This is a genomic window from Enterobacter sp. Sphag1F, from assembly GCF_014193275.1.
Classification (GTDB): domain Bacteria; phylum Pseudomonadota; class Gammaproteobacteria; order Enterobacterales; family Enterobacteriaceae; genus Pantoea; species Pantoea symbiotica.
The window spans coordinates 225,490-243,055 of sequence record NZ_JACHZD010000001.1; the positions used below are offsets into that span (position 1 = coordinate 225,490).

Annotated in this window: 16 protein-coding genes and 2 tRNA genes; 10 read left to right on the top strand and 8 right to left on the bottom strand. The window is 53.1% G+C overall.

Annotated elements, in window-relative coordinates; genetic code table 11:
• The first annotated feature begins 126 nt into the window (after positions 1-126).
• From FHW71_RS01010 to xthA, 3 genes are all read left to right on the top strand, one after another.
• Positions 127-211, top strand: a tRNA-Tyr gene (locus FHW71_RS01010).
• Positions 212-253: 42 nt separating this feature from the next.
• Positions 254-338 (top strand) — tRNA-Tyr (locus tag FHW71_RS01015).
• A 125-nt stretch (positions 339-463) separates the two neighbouring features.
• Complete coding sequence (gene xthA, locus FHW71_RS01020) at positions 464-1,270, top strand: exodeoxyribonuclease III (protein ID WP_179450669.1); 807 nt, start codon at positions 464-466, stop codon at positions 1,268-1,270.
• 32 nt (positions 1,271-1,302) lie between these two features.
• Here the strand turns inward: xthA and FHW71_RS01025 are convergent, their stop codons facing one another.
• The 4 genes from FHW71_RS01025 to FHW71_RS01040 form a co-directional block, all read right to left on the bottom strand.
• A complete protein-coding gene (locus FHW71_RS01025) occupies positions 1,303-1,599 on the bottom strand; it encodes a YnjH family protein (RefSeq protein ID WP_008110345.1) in 297 nt (98 codons plus the stop codon).
• Entirely contained in the window at positions 1,599-3,521 is a 1,923-nt protein-coding gene (locus FHW71_RS01030; protein WP_061718760.1) for a DNA topoisomerase III, read from the bottom strand. The genes FHW71_RS01025 and FHW71_RS01030 overlap by 1 nt, the downstream gene beginning before the upstream one ends.
• 21 nt (positions 3,522-3,542) lie before the next feature.
• The gene (selD, locus tag FHW71_RS01035) at positions 3,543-4,586 is read right to left on the bottom strand and encodes a selenide, water dikinase SelD (protein WP_179450668.1); all 1,044 of its coding nucleotides are present in this window, start codon (positions 4,584-4,586) and stop codon (positions 3,543-3,545) included.
• A gap of 153 nt (positions 4,587-4,739) precedes the next feature.
• Positions 4,740-5,291, bottom strand: coding sequence for an NAD(P)H nitroreductase (locus FHW71_RS01040; RefSeq protein ID WP_179450667.1), 552 nt, complete (start codon positions 5,289-5,291; stop codon positions 4,740-4,742).
• A gap of 169 nt (positions 5,292-5,460) precedes the next feature.
• Here FHW71_RS01040 and sppA point away from each other — a divergent pair, with 169 nt between their 5' ends.
• The 3 genes from sppA to pncA all read left to right on the top strand — a co-directional run bounded on the left by sppA (position 5,461) and on the right by pncA (position 9,043).
• Complete coding sequence (sppA, locus tag FHW71_RS01045) at positions 5,461-7,320, top strand: signal peptide peptidase SppA (RefSeq protein WP_179450666.1); 1,860 nt, start codon at positions 5,461-5,463, stop codon at positions 7,318-7,320.
• A gap of 85 nt (positions 7,321-7,405) precedes the next feature.
• The gene (ansA, locus tag FHW71_RS01050) at positions 7,406-8,419 is read left to right on the top strand and encodes an asparaginase (RefSeq protein ID WP_008110353.1); all 1,014 of its coding nucleotides are present in this window, start codon (positions 7,406-7,408) and stop codon (positions 8,417-8,419) included.
• 15 nt (positions 8,420-8,434) lie between these two features.
• Positions 8,435-9,043 (top strand): bifunctional nicotinamidase/pyrazinamidase, encoded by a 609-nt coding sequence (gene pncA, locus FHW71_RS01055; protein ID WP_154156339.1) that lies wholly within the window; start codon positions 8,435-8,437, stop codon positions 9,041-9,043.
• 36 nt (positions 9,044-9,079) lie between these two features.
• On the opposite strand, the gene FHW71_RS01060 is transcribed toward pncA, so the two are convergent.
• Both FHW71_RS01060 and msrB read right to left on the bottom strand, forming a co-directional pair.
• Entirely contained in the window at positions 9,080-9,361 is a 282-nt protein-coding gene (locus FHW71_RS01060) for a DUF1315 family protein (protein ID WP_008110357.1), read from the bottom strand.
• A gap of 2 nt (positions 9,362-9,363) precedes the next feature.
• On the bottom strand, positions 9,364-9,774 hold the full coding sequence (gene msrB, locus FHW71_RS01065) for a peptide-methionine (R)-S-oxide reductase MsrB (protein ID WP_008110360.1): 411 nt from the start codon (positions 9,772-9,774) through the stop codon (positions 9,364-9,366).
• Positions 9,775-10,112: 338 nt separating this feature from the next.
• Here msrB and gapA point away from each other — a divergent pair, with 338 nt between their 5' ends.
• A complete protein-coding gene (gapA, locus tag FHW71_RS01070; protein WP_007889697.1) occupies positions 10,113-11,111 on the top strand; it encodes a glyceraldehyde-3-phosphate dehydrogenase in 999 nt (332 codons plus the stop codon).
• Positions 11,112-11,185: 74 nt separating this feature from the next.
• Complete coding sequence (locus FHW71_RS01075) at positions 11,186-12,058, top strand: D-hexose-6-phosphate mutarotase (RefSeq protein WP_179450665.1); 873 nt, start codon at positions 11,186-11,188, stop codon at positions 12,056-12,058.
• Between the two features lie 23 nt (positions 12,059-12,081).
• Here FHW71_RS01075 and FHW71_RS01080 read toward each other — a convergent pair whose 3' ends face one another.
• Both FHW71_RS01080 and FHW71_RS01085 read right to left on the bottom strand, forming a co-directional pair.
• Positions 12,082-12,930, bottom strand: a complete 849-nt coding sequence (locus tag FHW71_RS01080; protein ID WP_179450664.1) for an aldo/keto reductase — start codon at positions 12,928-12,930, stop codon at positions 12,082-12,084.
• Between the two features lie 83 nt (positions 12,931-13,013).
• Positions 13,014-13,763 carry a MipA/OmpV family protein gene (locus FHW71_RS01085; protein WP_179450663.1) on the bottom strand — a complete coding sequence of 250 codons (750 nt, stop codon included), beginning with the start codon at positions 13,761-13,763 and terminating at the stop codon, positions 13,014-13,016.
• 408 nt (positions 13,764-14,171) lie between these two features.
• On the opposite strand from FHW71_RS01085, the gene yeaG reads away from it, so the two are divergent.
• The gene (gene yeaG / locus FHW71_RS01090; protein WP_008110364.1) at positions 14,172-16,106 is read left to right on the top strand and encodes a protein kinase YeaG; all 1,935 of its coding nucleotides are present in this window, start codon (positions 14,172-14,174) and stop codon (positions 16,104-16,106) included.
• Positions 16,107-16,197: 91 nt separating this feature from the next.
• Positions 16,198-17,475 carry a YeaH/YhbH family protein gene (locus FHW71_RS01095; RefSeq protein ID WP_179450661.1) on the top strand — a complete coding sequence of 426 codons (1,278 nt, stop codon included), beginning with the start codon at positions 16,198-16,200 and terminating at the stop codon, positions 17,473-17,475.
• The last annotated feature ends 91 nt before the right edge of the window (positions 17,476-17,566 follow it).

A 17,566-nucleotide genomic window follows, 5' to 3' on the forward strand; every position in this document is an offset into this window, starting at 1 on the left:
GCACAACTCTTCAGCGCCACGCGTAAAAAGTGGGCAAACAGTTTTTATTTTCAGTGACGGCGCTTTACAGGCTGAGCGCATTTGTTATGATGCGCCCCGCTTTAAGACGCAATGATTCAGGCCAGTGGTGGGATTCCCGAGCGGCCAAAGGGAGCAGACTGTAAATCTGCCGTCACAGACTTCGAAGGTTCGAATCCTTCTCCCACCACCATCTGAATCGTCTCTGCTTGAAGCCACAATACGTAATATCCCCGGTGGGATTCCCGAGCGGCCAAAGGGAGCAGACTGTAAATCTGCCGTCACAGACTTCGAAGGTTCGAATCCTTCTCCCACCACCATCATTACCATTCTCCTGTTTTTCCCACTTGTTTTAATCGTTGTAACCTCCTGATTCACACCATGACTTTTGCCCAAAAACTCGTTACCATCGCGCCATACTTTTGCGGATAAAAATGGCAGCGAAATGAAATTTGTCTCTTTCAACATCAACGGCTTGCGTGCGCGTCCTCATCAATTAGCCGCGCTGGTTGAACAGCATCAACCTGATGTCATCGGCTTGCAGGAAACCAAAGTTCATGACGATATGTTCCCGCTTGAGGACGTCAGCAAACTGGGTTATCACGTGTTTTATCACGGACAGAAAGGTCATTACGGCGTCGCGCTGCTGACCAAAGCTGAGCCCGTCATCGTCTCGCGCGGTTTTCCCGGCGATGATGAAGATGCTCAGCGCCGTATAATCATGGCGGAAATCCCGAGTCCAATTGGCGATATCACGGTTATCAACGGTTATTTCCCGCAGGGTGAAAGCCGCGACCATCCCACCAAGTTCCCAGCGAAAGAGAAGTTTTATCGCGATCTGCAAAGCTATCTTGAGCAGCAGTTGGCCGTGGATAAACCGGTGTTGATCATGGGTGACATGAATATCAGCAGCACTGATTTTGACATCGGCATTGGTGAAGATAATCGTAAACGCTGGCTGCGCACCGGCAAGTGCTCGTTCCTGCCTGAAGAGCGGGAGTGGATGGATCGCTTGCTGCAGTGGGGTTTGGTTGATACCTGGCGCGATAAGTTCCCGGAAACCAACGATCGTTTCTCATGGTTTGATTACCGCTCGAAAGGCTTCGATGACAATCGTGGTCTGCGTATCGATCTGCTGCTGGCGAGCCAGCCGCTCGCCTCGCGCTGTATTGAGAGTGGCATTGATTACGATATCCGCAGCATGGAAAAACCGTCGGATCACGCCCCAGTTTGGTCGACGTTTAAGTTGTGATGAAGCAGCGTGGCGTCATACGCCACGCGCTTTTATTTGATGATTTTCCAGATAAGCGGATTGGTGCCTAATACCTTCTCATCCCTGCCGCACTGCAATAACACGCCTTCTGCTTTAACCACCGCGCCTTCAGAATAACTGCGGTTCTCATAGGTACAGCACTGCATGCAGTTGCTCTGACGATTATTTTGCCCTTGCGTCCAGACTTCGGGTGGCAGATCCACCACCACATCGGTATTACCCGTACGATTATTTTCCGGCTGGCGGTTGGCCAGCGCCGAGGTGCTGCATAACAATAATCCGCCCAGCAACATCATTGCATAACGCATCACTCTGTCTCCTTGGTTTTGCGACGAGCCGTTTTTGGCTTGGCTCTCTTTTTGGGCCCAGGCGCAGTCAATCCGCGAAAGGCCTGTAACGACGGTCGCTGGCGTGCTTCACCAATCAGCCCAATCAAGGTGCTGACCAGAGGCTGCATAAACTCATCATAGCGACAAGATTTCTCACTAATTCGGGTCAGCGTTGATTCCCACTGCGCGGTCATATCCGGCCGGGCGGCCATTTCTGGCAGCGCATGGATCAACGCCCTGCCTGCATCCGTCGAATGAATATAGCGGCCTTTTTTCACCAGAAAAGTGCGGCGGAACAGCAATTCGATAATGCCCGCACGCGTCGCTTCCGTACCTAAACCATCGGTTGCACGCAGCACTTTCTTTAATTCTTTATCCTGCACAAAGCGGGCGATGCCCGTCATCGCAGATAACAGTGTCGCATCGGTAAACGGACGCGGCGGCTGCGTCTGCTTCGCCAGCACTTCGCCACGCTCGCACAGCAGCTCATCGCCTTTGGCGACCACCGGCAGCGGCGTACCGTCGTTCTCCTCGTCACGCTCTTTGCTGCCGAGCAGCGCACGCCAGCCGGCTTCGGCTAGAAAGCGCGCTTTGGCGATAAATTTACCGCCGCCGATATCGAGGTCAATCACGCATTTGCGGAACACCGCATCCGGGCAAAACTGCATCAGATATTGGCGGGCAATCAGGCCGTAAATATTGGCTTCATTTTCGGTCAGATTGACCTTACTGGCACGCGCGGTAGGAATGATGGCGTGGTGCGCATCGACCTTTTTATCGTCCCAACAGCGGTTCTTCTGATCGGGATTGAAATCTGCTGGCGGCGTCAGATTGGGCTGATGCGCCTGAATGGCATTCAATACCGCATGGCGTCCGGCAAAGTGTTCATCGGGTAGATAGCGGCTGTCGGAACGCGGATAGGTGATCAACTTGTGGGTTTCGTACAACCGCTGACAACAATCGAGTACGTTCTGCGCGCTGAGGCCAAAGCGTTTGCCGGCTTCTATCTGCAGGCCAGAAAGCGAGAATGGCAGCGGCGCGGTATCCGACTCGCGTTTGTCGTTATAGCCGGTGACCAGCGCGGGCTTACCGTTAATGCGCTCAAGCACGTGATCCGCCAGCGGACGATGCAGCAAGCGGCCCTCTTCATCCTGCCACGGCTCGCAAGCATCGCTTGGTACCCATGTCGCGACAAAACGCTCCTCTTTTGGCGTGACGATGTGCGCTTTAACTTCGAAATAGTCCTTCGGGATAAAGTTTTCGATCTCTTCATCGCGACGCACCACCAGACCAAGCACCGGCGTCTGCACGCGGCCAACCGACAGCACGCCATCGTACCCGGCGTTACGCCCCAGCAGGGTAAAAGCGCGGGTCATATTGATGCCATACAGCCAATCAGCGCGCGCACGCGCTAACGCTGACACGCACAGCGGAATAAATTCGCGGTTCTCGCGCAAACGCCCAACCGCGCGCTCAACCGCCGAGGGATTGAGATCGTTAATCAGGCAGCGCTGCACCGTTTTGCGTTTCTCTGGCGCGAGCTGCAGGTAATCCAGCACCTCATCCACCAGCAGTTGACCTTCACGATCGGGGTCACCCGCATGCACCACCGCGCTGGCTTGTTGCAGCAGGCCTTCAATCACTTTTAACTGCTTCGCCACGGAAGGACGCGGCTGCAAGCGCCATTTTTCCGGAATAATTGGTAAATCAGCCAGATTCCAGCGCGCATAGCGGCTGTCGTAACTGTCGGGCTGCGCCTGCTCGAGCAGGTGCCCAACACACCAGGTCACAACCTGGTCATTTCCGCAGGCAATATAGCCGTCTCCACGTCGATGCGGTTTCGGCAACACGTCGGCAATCGCACGCGCTAAGCTGGGTTTTTCGGCAATAAACAAACGCATGGATGGCGTCGTTCCTTAACGTCAGGTAACTACGGTAATCAGTGGACGATCGGCTTCGGCGGCAAACAGTTCGCCAATCGACGTTGCTTGTACGCCAGCAGCAGAGGCACAGCGCTGGAACGCATCAATAGCGCTGGGTTGAACCGCCACCAGCAATCCACCGGAGGTTTGTGGATCGCACAGTAGCGCGCGGGTGGCGTCATCAAGCGGGGAAACCTGCTCGCCATAACTGGCAAAGTTGCGGCTGGTACCGCCAGGCACCGCTCCCGCAGCGATATAGTCATCAACGCCCTCCAGGCGCGGTACCTGCGACGCAATCACTTCAGCACGCAATCCGGAACCGTGGCAGATTTCACTCAAATGGCCGAGTAAGCCAAAACCGGTGACATCGGTCATTGCGCTGACGCCCGCCAGTTTGGCAAATTCCGCTCCGGCTTTATTCAGCTGGCACATCACATCAGCCGCCAGCGACTGATGTTCAGGTCGCAGCAGGCCTTTTTTCTCGGCTGTGGTGAGAATGCCAATGCCTAACGGTTTGGTGAGGAAGAGCTGACAGCCGGCCTGCGCCGCGCTGTTCTTTTTCACTCGCGCTACATCGACGATACCGGTCACGGCCAGACCGAAGATCGGCTCTGGCGCATCAATCGAGTGCCCGCCCGCCAGCGCAATTCCCGCCGCCTGACAAGCAGCACGTCCGCCTTCGACCACCTGCTGCGCCACTTCCGGACTCAGTACGTTCACCGGCCAGCCTAAAATAGCGATCGCCATTATCGGTTTCCCGCCCATGGCATAAATATCGCTGATGGCGTTAGTGGCGGCGATACGACCAAAGGTGAAAGGATCGTCAACGATCGGCATAAAGAAATCGGTAGTGCTTACCACCGCAGTGCCGTTCCCGAGATCGTATACCGCGGCGTCATCACGCGTTTCATTCCCCACCAGCAGTTGCGGATCGTGAAACGGGCTGAGCTCACTGCGCAGAATGGTTTCCAAAACCTGCGGCGAAATTTTGCACCCGCAACCCGCGCCGTGGCTGTATTGCGTTAAACGAAGAGGTTCACTCATGGCGACTTCCTTATGCGATGAACAGAAGGCGCTATGTTAGCCTGGCTGTCAGTTGGGAGTAAGTGCTGCACGACCTAACCTCGATCTTTCGCACAGGCTTTGTGCAATCTCTGCAACGGCGCCTAACCTGCCGTAAATGGCCGCCGCTGTCTGTCAGAAATAACTGACAAACTGCGCGGTGTCCGGCGCCACCACGGTGGTGTTGGCTTTCAGCTGCGGCGTGCCGAGATAGAGGAAACCGACAATTGCATCCTGCTCGCGGCAGCCAAAGGCTTCGCGCACGGACGGATTATCGGTCCAGGGTCCGCTGCGCCAGATGCCGTTGAAACCTTGCGCCACGGCTGCCATTTGCATCGCCATCACCGCACAGCTTGCAGACGCCAGCTGTTCCCAATGAGGCACTTTGGCGTTCTCTTCACAATGCGCCACCACGGTGATGATCATCGGCGCGCGAAAAGGCGCGGAAGCTGCTTTGTCGATCGCCTTCTGCTCAAGGTTGCTGTCTCGCGCGGCTTGTTCCAGCAAGTTAGCAAAACGCTCGCGCCCTTCATTTTCGACAATAATGAAACGCCAGGGCTGTAATGTGCCGTGATCGGGTGCGCGCATCGCGGCGTGTAGAATATTTTGCAACGCTTCCCCCGCCGGAGCCGGTTCTGCCAGACGTGACGCCGAGCGGCGATTAACTAATAAATCCAATGCATCCATTATTCTTCTCCCGTGAATAAAAAGCGTGGGCTAATCCTGGCACAGCGCGATCTTTTGTAACAGTCTGGCTCGATTTCATGCTGACTTTTCGCACGCCGCTCTTTAGGATGAACCCGACATCGGGGCAGACCACGTGCTGGCTGCCGTGCTACGTGAATATGGAGAGTTTATGCGCACTTTGTGGCGAATTATTTCCGGCCTGTTCCGCTGGACCTGGCTGGTACTGAATTTTATTCGGGAATTTATCCTTAATTTATTTCTTATTGTGTTGATCCTGGCGGGCGTCGGGATTTGGCTGCAGGTTTCCAGTTCCAATAGCAGTGAACCTGTGCAGCAGGGGGCGCTGAAAATCGATCTGAGCGGTGTGCTGGTCGATAAACCTTCCGTCAGCAATCGTTTGAGTCGTATCAGCCGTCAACTGTTAGGCGCCAACAGCGATCGCCTGCAGGAGAATTCCCTGTTTGACGTCGTTGACGCGATACGCCAGGCCAAAACCGATAAAAACATCACTGGCATCGTGCTGGAACTGCGTGACTTTGCTGGTGGCGATCAACCTTCGCTGCAATATGTGGGTAAAGCGTTGCGCGAATTCCGTGACGCCGGCAAACCTATTTACGCGGTCGGCGACAGCTACAGCCAGGCGCAATACTACATCGCCAGCTATGCCAACAAAGTGTATCTCTCACCGCAGGGCACGGTTGACCTGCACGGCTTCGCCACCAATGGTCTGTACTACAAGTCTTTACTGGATAAGTTGAAAGTGAACTCGCATGTGTTCCGCGTAGGCACTTACAAATCTGCGGTTGAGCCATTCCTGCGTGACGATATGTCACCGGAAGCGCGCGACGCCGACGGACGCTGGATTGGCCAACTGTGGCAAAACTACCTGAATACCGTGGCGGCTAATCGTCAGATCACCCCAGAACAGCTGTTCCCTGGCGCAGCCGGCATCATTAGTGGCCTGCAAGCGGTGCAAGGCGATACGGCGAAATATGCACTGAACAATAAATTGGTGGATGTGCTGGATACGCGTGCGGCCGCCGATCAGCAACTGGTGAAAACTTTCGGCTGGGACAAGGCAAATAACGATTACCGCAGCGTCAGTATCTACGATTACACCGTTAAACAGCCGCCGCAGAGTCAGGATGGCAATATTGCGGTAATCCTCGCCAGCGGTGCGATTATGGACGGTGAAGAGAGCGCCGGAAACGTCGGCGGTGATACCACGGCGTCGCAAATTCGCGATGCGCGTCTGGATCCGAAAATCAAAGCCATTGTGTTACGTGTCAACAGCCCAGGCGGCAGCGTCACTGCGTCGGAAGCGATCCGTGAAGAACTGGCTGCAGCTCACGATGCGGGTAAACCGGTGGTGGTTTCGATGGGCGGCATGGCAGCATCCGGTGGCTACTGGATTTCAACGCCTGCTGATTACATCGTGGCGGCACCCAGCACGCTGACCGGTTCAATCGGTATCTTTGGCGTGATTAACACCGTTGAAAACAGTCTGAGTTCGGTAGGTGTGCATACCGACGGTGTGGCTACATCGCCGCTGGCGGACGTCGCCACCACCAAAGCGCTGCCAACTGAAGTGCAGCAGCTGATGCAGCTGACCATTGAGAACGGCTATCGTAACTTCGTGGGCCTGGTGGCGACCTCGCGTCACAAAACGCCTGACGAAATCAATGCGATTGCGCAGGGTCACGTCTGGACCGGTAGCGATGCGAAAGCCAATGGTCTGGTCGATGCGTTGGGTGACTTTGACGATGCCGTAGCAAAAGCCGCTGAGCTGGCGAAAGTCGCCAAGCCGGAGTTGAGCTGGTATCAGGATGATCCGGGCATGATCGATCTGCTGCTGAATCAGATGAACGCATCGGTTCAGGCGGTGTTGCCGGCAGCGCTGAAAGTCTGGCTGCCTGCGCCAATGCTGGACGTGATGAGCGCAATGAAGCAACAACCTGGCTTACTGAATAACCTTAACGATCCGCAAAATCGCTACGCTTTCTGCCTGAACTGCGGCAACGTACGCTAATCTTTACAGCCCGGCCGCTGGTCGGGCTGCTTTTCGTTCGCAATCCCCTTATACTGCGCGTTTTACGGCAAGTCTGAGTTCCTTCATGCAAAAGAAAAATATCTACGTAGCCTACACCGGCGGCACCATCGGGATGCAGCGCTCTGCGCAGGGCTACATTCCGGTCTCGGGTCATCTGCAGCAGCAGCTGGCAAACATGCCCGAATTCCATCGGCCTGAAATGCCAGCTTTTACTATCCATGAATATCAGCCGCTGATGGATTCCTCGGACATGACGCCGCAGGATTGGCAATCGATTGCGAACGATATTAAGCAAAACTACGATCGCTACGATGGCTTTGTGATTTTGCATGGTACCGACACCATGGCCTTCACCGCTTCGGCGCTCTCCTTTATGCTGGAGAACCTCGCCAAGCCAGTGATTGTCACCGGCTCGCAAATTCCCCTGGCAGAATTGCGCTCTGATGGTCAGCAAAACTTGCTGAACTCGCTGTACGTGGCAGCCAATTATCCAATCAATGAAGTCGCTCTGTTTTTCAACAACACGCTATTCCGCGGCAACCGTACCACTAAAGCACATGCTGACGGCTTTAATGCTTTCGCGTCGCCAAACCTGGCGCCATTGCTGGAAGCAGGCATTCATATCCGCCGGCTGAATACGCCGCCCGCACCGCAAGGTCATGGCGAGCTGATTGTGCATCCGATCACACCGCAGCCGATTGGCGTGGTGACGATTTATCCGGGTATCTCTGCCGACGTGGTGGGTAACTTCCTGCGCCAACCGGTGAAAGCGTTGATCCTGCGCTCTTACGGCGTCGGCAACGCGCCGCAAAACGCCGAGTTCCTATCGGAACTGCAGCAGGCCAGCGATCGCGGCATTGTGGTGGTGAATCTGACGCAGTGTATGTCCGGCAAAGTGAATATGGGCGGCTATGCCACCGGCAATGCGCTGGAGCATGCGGGCGTAATCAGCGGTTTTGATCTCACCGTTGAAGCGACATTAACCAAACTGCATTTTTTATTGAGTCAGAACCTTACCAGCGCGGAAATTCGTGCCAAAATGCAGCAGAATTTACGCGGCGAACTGACCGAAGATTGATACGGAGCGAAACCAATGAAGCGGGCATTGATAATTATCGATATTCAGAACGATTTTTGCCCCGGCGGCCCAATGGCGGTGCGTGATGGTGACCAAACGGTTGCCGTCGCCAATCGATTTGCGCGTGAGTTTCACGATCGGGGCGAATGTGTGGTGGCATTGCAAGACTGGCATCCAGCCAATCACGGCAGCTTCGCCTCAATCTCCGGCGAGCCGGTTTACACGCTGGGCGAATTAAACGGTTTAGCGCAAATCTGGTGGCCGGATCACGGTATTGAGAACTCTGTCGGGGCGGATTTCCACCCCGATCTCGATCGCTCTCTGATTGATGCCGTGTTCCATAAAGGCGGCGATGTTGAGGTGGATAGCTACAGCGCCTTCTTCGATAACGGCCATCGCCGCAAGACAGAACTCGACAGCTGGCTGCGCGAGCGCGGCATTAGCGATTTAGTGATGTTGGGTATTGCCACCGATTACTGCGTCAAATACAGCGTGCTGGATGCGCTGGAGTTGGGTTACAACGTGGAGGTGGTTAAAGAAGGCTGCCGTGGCGTAAACCTGAATCCGGATGACAGTGAAATTGCTTTCGAGCAGATGGCAGCACAAGGTGCGGTATTAATCTGAAAATAAAGGGCTGATGAGAACCAGCCCTTTGGCTTTTTAGTGCAGGTTGATGCGCGTGACATCGGGCTCAATGCCGAACTCTTCTTTCAGCTGTTTCTTCGATTTCATCACCATATCGCCACCTTTGCTGATGGTCATATGTTGCGGTTCGTCATTGTGGCGAGCCTGCCACAACATCACCAGCTGCAGGCAATTCTCTTTCTGCTCTGGCGTCAGCGCAACGCCATCCGGCCATTTACCGATTTCAACCGCCGTGGAGAGTCGCTCGTAGACTTCCGGCGTCATCGCCTCCAGCATCGCTTCCAGTTCCTGTTTCATGCTTAGCCCTCTTGCTGATTGCCCTGCTCATCAGTGAAGTTTAGCGAAGCGGAGTTCACGCAATAGCGCTCGCCGCTTGGCTGTGGGCCATCCGGGAACACATGCCCCAAATGCGCGTCACAGTTGCCACAACGAATCTCAACCCGATGCATGCCGTGTGAATCATCTTCCAGATAGCGGATAGCTTCGTCACTGAAAGGCTGATAGAAACTTGGCCAGCCACAGCCTGAATCATATTTGGTTTCGGAGAGAAACAGCGGCGAGTTACAAACTAAGCAGTGGTAAATCCCTTCCTGCTTATTGTGCAGCAAGGCGCCCGAGAAAGGGGGCTCCGTTCCACGATGCTGAGTGACATAGCGCTGCATTTCGGAAAGCTGCGCAATTTTTGCGTCGGGTGCGGTGTCTTTAGCCATTTTGAGTTCCGGAGTGTCATTCTGAAAAAATCGACTAGTATTCTAACAAACGTACAACATCTATCGGGTCTTTTTTCGTGCTAACGCATCCGACATCTCTTCCACAGCACGATTTTGTGATGGCGGTCACCCTTTGCAAAAGTCATCCCTTTTCAGCCCGCATTCGGCGTAACATAGGCGCGCAATAAGGGTACTGCGTAAGCGATTGCGCAACGAATTATTCCTGGTGTTGGAATTGACCTGTCGCAACAATTGACACGATTCCGCTTGACGCCTGGTAAGGTTTTTGTAATTTTACAGCCAACCTTTTATTCACTAACAAATAGCTGGTGGAATATATGACTATCAAAGTAGGTATTAACGGTTTTGGCCGTATCGGTCGCATCGTTTTCCGTGCTGCGCAGCAGCGTTCTGACATCGAAATCGTCGCGATCAACGATCTGCTCGACGCCGATTACATGGCATACATGCTGAAGTATGACTCTACTCACGGTCGTTTTGACGGCACTGTAGAAGTGAAAGATGGTGCACTGATTGTTAACGGTAAGAAAATCCGTGTTACCGCTGAGAAAGACCCGGCTAACCTGAAGTGGGACGAAGTGGGTGTTGACGTTGTTGCTGAAGCGACCGGTATCTTCCTGACCGACGAAACTGCACGTAAACACATCACCGCTGGCGCGAAGAAAGTGGTTCTGACTGGTCCTTCTAAAGACAGCACCCCAATGTTCGTACGTGGCGCTAACTTTGACAAATATGCTGGCCAGGACATCGTTTCTAACGCGTCTTGCACCACTAACTGCCTGGCTCCACTGGCTAAAGTTATCAACGACAACTTCGGTATCGTTGAAGGTCTGATGACCACCGTGCACGCAACTACCGCAACCCAGAAAACCGTTGATGGCCCGTCTCACAAAGACTGGCGCGGCGGTCGTGGCGCAGCGCAGAACATCATCCCATCTTCCACCGGTGCAGCTAAAGCAGTTGGCGTTGTTCTGCCAGAGCTGAACGGTAAACTGACCGGTATGGCGTTCCGTGTTCCTACTCCAAACGTGTCTGTTGTTGACCTGACTGTTCGTCTGGAAAAACCAGCGACCTACAAAGAAATTTGTGCAGTGATTAAAGCTGAGTCAGAAGGCAAAATGAAAGGCGTTCTGGGCTACATCGAAGACGACGTGGTTTCTACCGACTTCAACGGCGAAACCCTGACTTCAGTGTTCGATGCTAAAGCAGGTATCGCTCTGAACGACAACTTCGTGAAACTTGTTTCCTGGTACGATAACGAAACTGGTTACTCACACAAAGTTCTGGATCTGATTGCTCTGGTTGCTTCTAAATAAGCTAACCGGCTAAATAGACAAGGGGTGACTTCGGTCGCCCCTTTTTTTCGACTGGATAAAGAGAAGGTCTGACCATGCAAGATACGCTTTATACCCTTCCGGTAGTGAATCAAATCACCCCTTATCTGTCACAGCGTCAGCTGGGTGATTTGCCGATTGTGGTGATCAGCCATCCCAAAGTACGTGCGGCGATTGCCCTGCAAGGCGCACATCTGCTCTCATGGCAGCCTAGCGGCCAGCAGCCGGTGATTTGGCTCAGTGAAAAGACGCCGTTTACCACGGGCAAAGCAATTCGCGGCGGCGTGCCTATCTGCTGGCCGTGGTTTGGTCCGGCAGGTGAACCTGCACACGGTTTTGCACGTAACATGCCGTGGACATTGACCGCCCATGACGAAAATGAAGATGCGGTATTGCTGACTTTTACGCTGGAAAGCAATGCACAAACTAAAAAGCTGTGGCCACACGACTTCACCCTGCTCGCTCGTTTCCGTATTGCTGAACATTGTGAAATTGAGCTGGAAGCCTACGGCGATTATGAAGCCACGGCGGCGTTGCACAGCTACTTCCAGATTGCAGATATCGCGCAGATCGAAGTGAGCGGATTGGGTAATAGCTTTATCGATAAGGTTAACGATAATACGGTTGGCGCATCAGACGGCAAACAGACCTATCTTAATCGCGTGGATCGCATTCACACCGCAGCAGATGACTGCAGCGTGATTCACGATAAAGCCGGCAAACGACAGATCGAAGTCTATCACCACTACCAAAGTGACGTTGTCACGTGGAACCCAGGTCCTGAATTGTCATGCAGCATGGGTGATATGCCAAATGAAGGCTATAAAACCATGGTGTGCGTCGAAACGGCACGCATTAGCAAGCCGTTAAAAAGCGCGGGCGAATCCCCTGCGCGTTTGGGCACCACGATTCGTATTGTTAAAAAGTAATAAGATGCGGCGCTGTTGCGCCGCTAAACCACATCCAATGCAGTTTTATTCAGTGGCGCAGGAAATGCCCGATCGATGATGCTCAGCTCTTCATCCGTTAGATTGATGCTAAGCGCCGCAGCGTTTTGCTGCACATGTGCAACGCTGCTGGCTTTTGGAATGGCTAAAATGCCCTGCTGACGTATCACCCAGGCCAGCATCACTTGCGCCACGCTAATGCCCTTCTGTTGTGCAATCTGTTGAAGATGCGAATCGTCAAACAGCGCCTGTCGCAGTCGCCCAGCCTGAGCCAAAGGACAATAGGCCATAATGGGCATCTCGCGCTGCTGACATTGCGGCAGTAAATCGAACTCGATCCCACGCGACGCTAAGTGGTACAGCACCTGATTAGTTAAACACGCCTTGCCGCCAGACTCATGCCACAGTTCCAGCATATCGTCGTGGTCAAAGTTAGAGACGCCCCAATGGCGAATTTTGCCCTGCTGCTGCAAAGATTCCATCGCGCGGATGGTTTCTTCTAAGGGCACATTGCCCCGCCAGTGCAACAGATAAAGATCGAGGTAATCGGTTTGTAGACGGCGCAGACTGCGTTCGCAAGCTTCAATAGCGTCAACTTCTCCGGCATTCCATGGATAGACCTTCGATACCAGCCAGGCTTGATCGCGACGTCCGCGTAACGCTTCCCCAACCACCTCTTCAGCGCCGCCTTCTGCATACATCTCAGCGGTGTCGATAACCTTGAGGCCGAGATCTAAGCCCGCCTGCAGTGCCGCCACTTCCTGGCTGCGTAGCGCTGAATTCTCGCCCATATACCAGGTTCCCTGGCCGATGGCGGGTAAAGCTAATTCACCGTGAAATTGAATGGTCTTCATTACTCCTCCTGTTGCTCTAAATTGGGGCTCGAGATTGGTGCAATGTAAGAAAAACGCCTCATTACGAGGCGCTTATTTCATCATCAGAAGCTGTAACTGATGCCGGTCCAGAGTGTGTACTGCCCACTCTTATTGACCATCGGGCTATCTTTGATTTCGCTGTCGAAGCGCGTATAGCGACCTGACAAGCTGGCGTTCCAGTTTTCTGTGATTTGGTAACTGGCGTTCATCTCAACATACGGTGACCAGCTGTCGTCAGGATGGTACTCAGCGATGCCAGTACGCGCACTTTCATGCGAGGAAACACCGTAGTAATAACGGTTCTGATTGGCGCTGTTCCATAGCGCACCAATGCCCGGCGTCAGGCTGAAAGCACCGAAATTAAAGCGATATAAATAGGTGAGGTCCCACATCATGCCGTTGCTGTTATTGAGCACATCACCCAGCAATGTGGTGCGCACGATGCCCCAATCCGCCACATGACGATAGTTGGCGCCGGCCATCAGCGTCATACGGCGCTTATCCAGCGCTTTCATATCACCCAAATCGTTGTCTTTCGGGTCGTACTCCTGCGGCGATCCCAGCACGGTCAGCGACAGCTGATTCTGTGGGTCTTTCCACAGGTAATAGCCGCCTTGCAGGCTGCGGAACCAGAAGTTTTCACCTTCATAATTAATCACCGGAATCGGCAGATAGCGGTCTTGCCCGCCCCGATAAGGTGACTGCGCGTAAATGACCGAAGCGCCGAGAGATAAGGGTTCTGCATGAGTGCCGAACGCCGCAAAATAACAAGGAACAGCCAGAGCAAGCGCTTTAAGTTTGAATTGGTTCACAATTTAATCAGTCCATTAATATAACAATCACACGCAGAGTCTAACCAAATTTTTGCTATCGGTTAACGTTTAATGATGCTCTCTAACCAGCACAGGGAAATAATCTCAGTGGCTGCAACGCTCTCGCTGCTTAGGTTGATTGCCTCGGTGCTTATGAGACTTTGTTATTGATATATCGCTGAATAAGGAGAAAAGTGGCTGCAGGTTTTCTGAATGCCTTCTACAGTTAAATGTAAGACGAGACTTTTTTGTACGAGCAGAGTAACCATAAGAATTGTGTACCCCGATTAAAAAACGTCAGGTTGGCATAAGGGTTGCTGTACTCAATAAAGAATATCTTCCGGGAGCTGCTACAAACTTTTATTACGCTCCTTTACCTGTGCTAAAAACGAAAGGACGGGCATCGCTATGAATATATTCGATCACTATCGTCAGCGTTATGAAGCTGCCAAGGATGAAGAGTTCTCATTGCAGGAATTCCTCGCCATCTGTAAACAGGATCGCAGTGCATACGCCAACGCTGCAGAGCGACTATTAATGGCCATCGGTGAGCCGGTGATGGTTGACACTGCGCAAGAGCCACGCCTTTCCCGCATCTTCTCCAACCGCGTCATGGGACGCTACCCTGCCTTCGAAGAGTTTTACGGTATGGAGGAAGCGATTGAGCAAATCGTCTCCTATCTGAAACACGCCGCGCAGGGTTTGGAAGAGAAGAAACAGATCCTTTACTTACTGGGCCCGGTGGGCGGCGGTAAATCCTCGCTGGCGGAGCGCCTGAAAGCGCTAATGCAGCGTGTGCCGATTTATGTGCTGAGTGCCGACGGCGAACGCAGCCCGGTAAACGATCATCCACTCTGCCTGTTTAACCCGCAGGAAGACGCCAATATTCTGGAAAAAGAGTATGGCGTGCCGCGGCGCTACCTTGGCACCATCATGTCGCCTTGGGCGGCAAAACGTCTGCACGAGTTTGGCGGCGATATTACCCGTTTCAAAGTGGTGAAAGTGTGGCCGTCGATTCTGGAACAGGTGGCGATTGCCAAAACAGAACCGGGTGATGAGAACAACCAGGACATCTCTGCGTTGGTTGGTAAAGTCGATATCCGCAAACTGGAAAATCACGCACAAAACGATCCTGATGCTTACGGCTATTCAGGTGCTTTGTGCCGTGCGAACCAGGGCGTGATGGAATTCGTCGAGATGTTCAAAGCACCGATTAAAGTGCTGCATCCGCTGTTGACCGCTACCCAGGAAGGTAACTACAACGGTACTGAAGGGATTTCTGCCCTGCCGTTCAACGGCATCATTCTGGCGCACTCCAACGAATCAGAATGGGTCACCTTCCGTAATAACAAAAACAATGAGGCGTTCCTTGACCGTGTTTACATCGTCAAAGTGCCTTACTGCTTACGCGTTTCCGAAGAGATCAAGATCTACAACAAACTGTTAGATCACAGTGAGTTGACCACTGCGCCATGTGCGCCGGGTACGCTGGAAACGCTGGCCCGCTTCTCCATTTTGTCGCGTTTGAAAGAGCCGGAAAACTCCAGCATCTACTCAAAAATGCGCGTTTATGATGGCGAGAGCCTGAAAGATACCGATCCAAAAGCCAAATCCTGGCAGGAGTATCACGATTACGCGGGCGTAGATGAGGGCATGAATGGCCTTTCAACCCGCTTCGCGTTTAAAATCCTGTCGCGCGTGTTCAACTTCGACCATGCCGAAGTGGCGGCCAACCCGGTGCACCTGTTCTACGTACTGGAGCAGCAAATTGAGCGCGAGCAATTCCCACAGGATCAAGCTGAGAAGTATCTGGAGCACCTGAAAGGCTACCTGATTCCGAAATACGCCGAGTTCATTGGTAAAGAGATTCAGACCGCGTATCTGGAGTCCTACTCTGAATACGGTCAGAACATCTTTGATCGCTACGTCACCTACGCTGATTTCTGGATCCAGGATCAAGAGTACCGCGATCCTGACACCGGACAGCTGTTTGACCGCGAATCGCTGAACGCCGAGCTGGAAAAGATCGAGAAACCTGCCGGGATCAGTAACCCGAAAGATTTCCGTAACGAGATTGTCAACTTTGTGCTGCGTGCCCGCGCGCAGAATAGTGGACGCAATCCGAACTGGACCAGCTACGAAAAACTGCGCACGGTTATCGAGAAGAAAATGTTCTCGAACACCGAAGAGTTGCTGCCGGTGATTTCGTTCAATACCAAAACCTCAACGGACGAGCAGAAAAAACACGATGATTTTGTCGATCGCATGATGGAAAAAGGCTATACCCGCAAGCAAGTTCGCCTGCTGTGCGAGTGGTATCTGCGCGTGCGTAAATCTTCATAATCGTTATCTGTAAGCGTCGCAGTGCTTCGGTGCTGTAACAGGAGGCCGGGTTTTCCCGGCCTAAGCTTGCAATGCAGTTTGGGGGATTTTTATGGCCTATTTTATCGATCGGCGTCTCAACGGTAAGAATAAAAGCGCCGTCAATCGGCAGCGCTTTCTGCGCCGTTATAAGGCGCAAATCAAGCAATCGATCTCCGAGGCCATCAATAAGCGTTCGGTGACCGATGTCGAGAGCGGCGAATCGGTCTCGATTCCAATTGACGATATCAATGAGCCGAGTTTCCATCAGGGCCGTGGCGGCAGTCGCCATCGCGTTCATCCTGGGAACGACCATTTCGTGCAAAACGATCGCATTGAACGCCCGCAAGGTGGTGGCGGCGGCGGTGGTAGCGGCCAGGGCAATGCCAGTCAGGACGGTGAAGGCCAGGATGAGTTCGTCTTCCAAATCTCTAAAGATGAATATCTTGATTTGCTGTTCGAAGATTTGGCGTTGCCGAACCTGCGTAAGAATCAGCATCGTCAGTTAAACGAGTACAAAACCCACCGCGCAGGCTACACCGCAAACGGTACGCCAGCAAACATCAGCGTGGTGCGTTCGCTACAAAACTCATTGGCGCGTCGCACAGCGATGACGGCGGGTAAACGCCGCATGTTAAACGAGCTGGAAGCCACGCTAACCGAAGTGGAAAACAGCGAACCGGCGCAGTTACTGGAAGAGGAGCGTTTACGGAAAGAGATCGCCGAGCTGCGCGCGCGCATCGATCGCGTGCCGTTTATCGATACCTTTGATCTGCGCTATAAAAACTTCGAGAAGCGGCCAGAACCCTCCAGCCAGGCCGTAATGTTCTGCCTGATGGACGTATCAGGTTCGATGGATCAGGCCACCAAAGATATGGCGAAGCGTTTCTATATTCTGCTGTATCTGTTTCTGAGCCGTACTTATAAGAACGTCGACGTGGTTTACATTCGTCATCACACTCAGGCGAAAGAGGTCGACGAACAGGAGTTCTTCTACTCGCAGGAAACCGGCGGCACCATTGTCTCCAGTGCATTGAAGTTGATGGATGAAGTGGTTAAAGAGCGTTATGACCCGTCGCAGTGGAACATCTATGCGGCGCAAGCGTCGGATGGTGATAACTGGGCCGATGATTCACCGCTCTGCCACGAGATTTTAGCCAAGCATATTCTGCCGGTTGTGCGTTATTACAGCTACATCGAAATCACGCGCCGCGCGCATCAGACCTTGTGGCGCGAGTATGAGCATCTGCAGGCGATGTTTGATAACTTCGCAATCCAACATATTCGCGAGCCAGAAGACATCTATCCAGTATTTAGAGAACTTTTCCACAAGCAGGCTGCAGAAGCCTAAGTCTATAAGCCGGTCACTGACCGGCTTTTTCTTTGCAGCAGCCCCGCTCACTTCCCGCCATTTCTTGTTGTTTTTTCATACAAATTTAGCT

Bases quoted from the DNA above. Each gene is read 5' to 3' on its own strand.
- selD (WP_179450668.1), bottom strand. From the start codon at position 4,586: ATGAGTGAACCTCTTCGTTTAACGCAATACAGCCACGGCGCGGGTTGC.
- xthA (WP_179450669.1), top strand. From the start codon at position 464: ATGAAATTTGTCTCTTTCAACATCAACGGCTTGCGTGCGCGTCCTCAT.
- FHW71_RS01025 (WP_008110345.1), bottom strand. From the start codon at position 1,599: ATGCGTTATGCAATGATGTTGCTGGGCGGATTATTGTTATGCAGCACC.
- FHW71_RS01080 (WP_179450664.1), bottom strand. From the start codon at position 12,930: ATGAAGACCATTCAATTTCACGGTGAATTAGCTTTACCCGCCATCGGC.
- FHW71_RS01095 (WP_179450661.1), top strand. From the start codon at position 16,198: ATGGCCTATTTTATCGATCGGCGTCTCAACGGTAAGAATAAAAGCGCC.
- FHW71_RS01030 (WP_061718760.1), bottom strand. From the start codon at position 3,521: ATGCGTTTGTTTATTGCCGAAAAACCCAGCTTAGCGCGTGCGATTGCC.
- FHW71_RS01075 (WP_179450665.1), top strand. From the start codon at position 11,186: ATGCAAGATACGCTTTATACCCTTCCGGTAGTGAATCAAATCACCCCT.
- pncA (WP_154156339.1), top strand. From the start codon at position 8,435: ATGAAGCGGGCATTGATAATTATCGATATTCAGAACGATTTTTGCCCC.
- FHW71_RS01040 (WP_179450667.1), bottom strand. From the start codon at position 5,291: ATGGATGCATTGGATTTATTAGTTAATCGCCGCTCGGCGTCACGTCTG.
- sppA (WP_179450666.1), top strand. From the start codon at position 5,461: ATGCGCACTTTGTGGCGAATTATTTCCGGCCTGTTCCGCTGGACCTGG.
- FHW71_RS01060 (WP_008110357.1), bottom strand. From the start codon at position 9,361: ATGAAACAGGAACTGGAAGCGATGCTGGAGGCGATGACGCCGGAAGTC.
- ansA (WP_008110353.1), top strand. From the start codon at position 7,406: ATGCAAAAGAAAAATATCTACGTAGCCTACACCGGCGGCACCATCGGG.
- msrB (WP_008110360.1), bottom strand. From the start codon at position 9,774: ATGGCTAAAGACACCGCACCCGACGCAAAAATTGCGCAGCTTTCCGAA.
- yeaG (WP_008110364.1), top strand. From the start codon at position 14,172: ATGAATATATTCGATCACTATCGTCAGCGTTATGAAGCTGCCAAGGAT.
- gapA (WP_007889697.1), top strand. From the start codon at position 10,113: ATGACTATCAAAGTAGGTATTAACGGTTTTGGCCGTATCGGTCGCATC.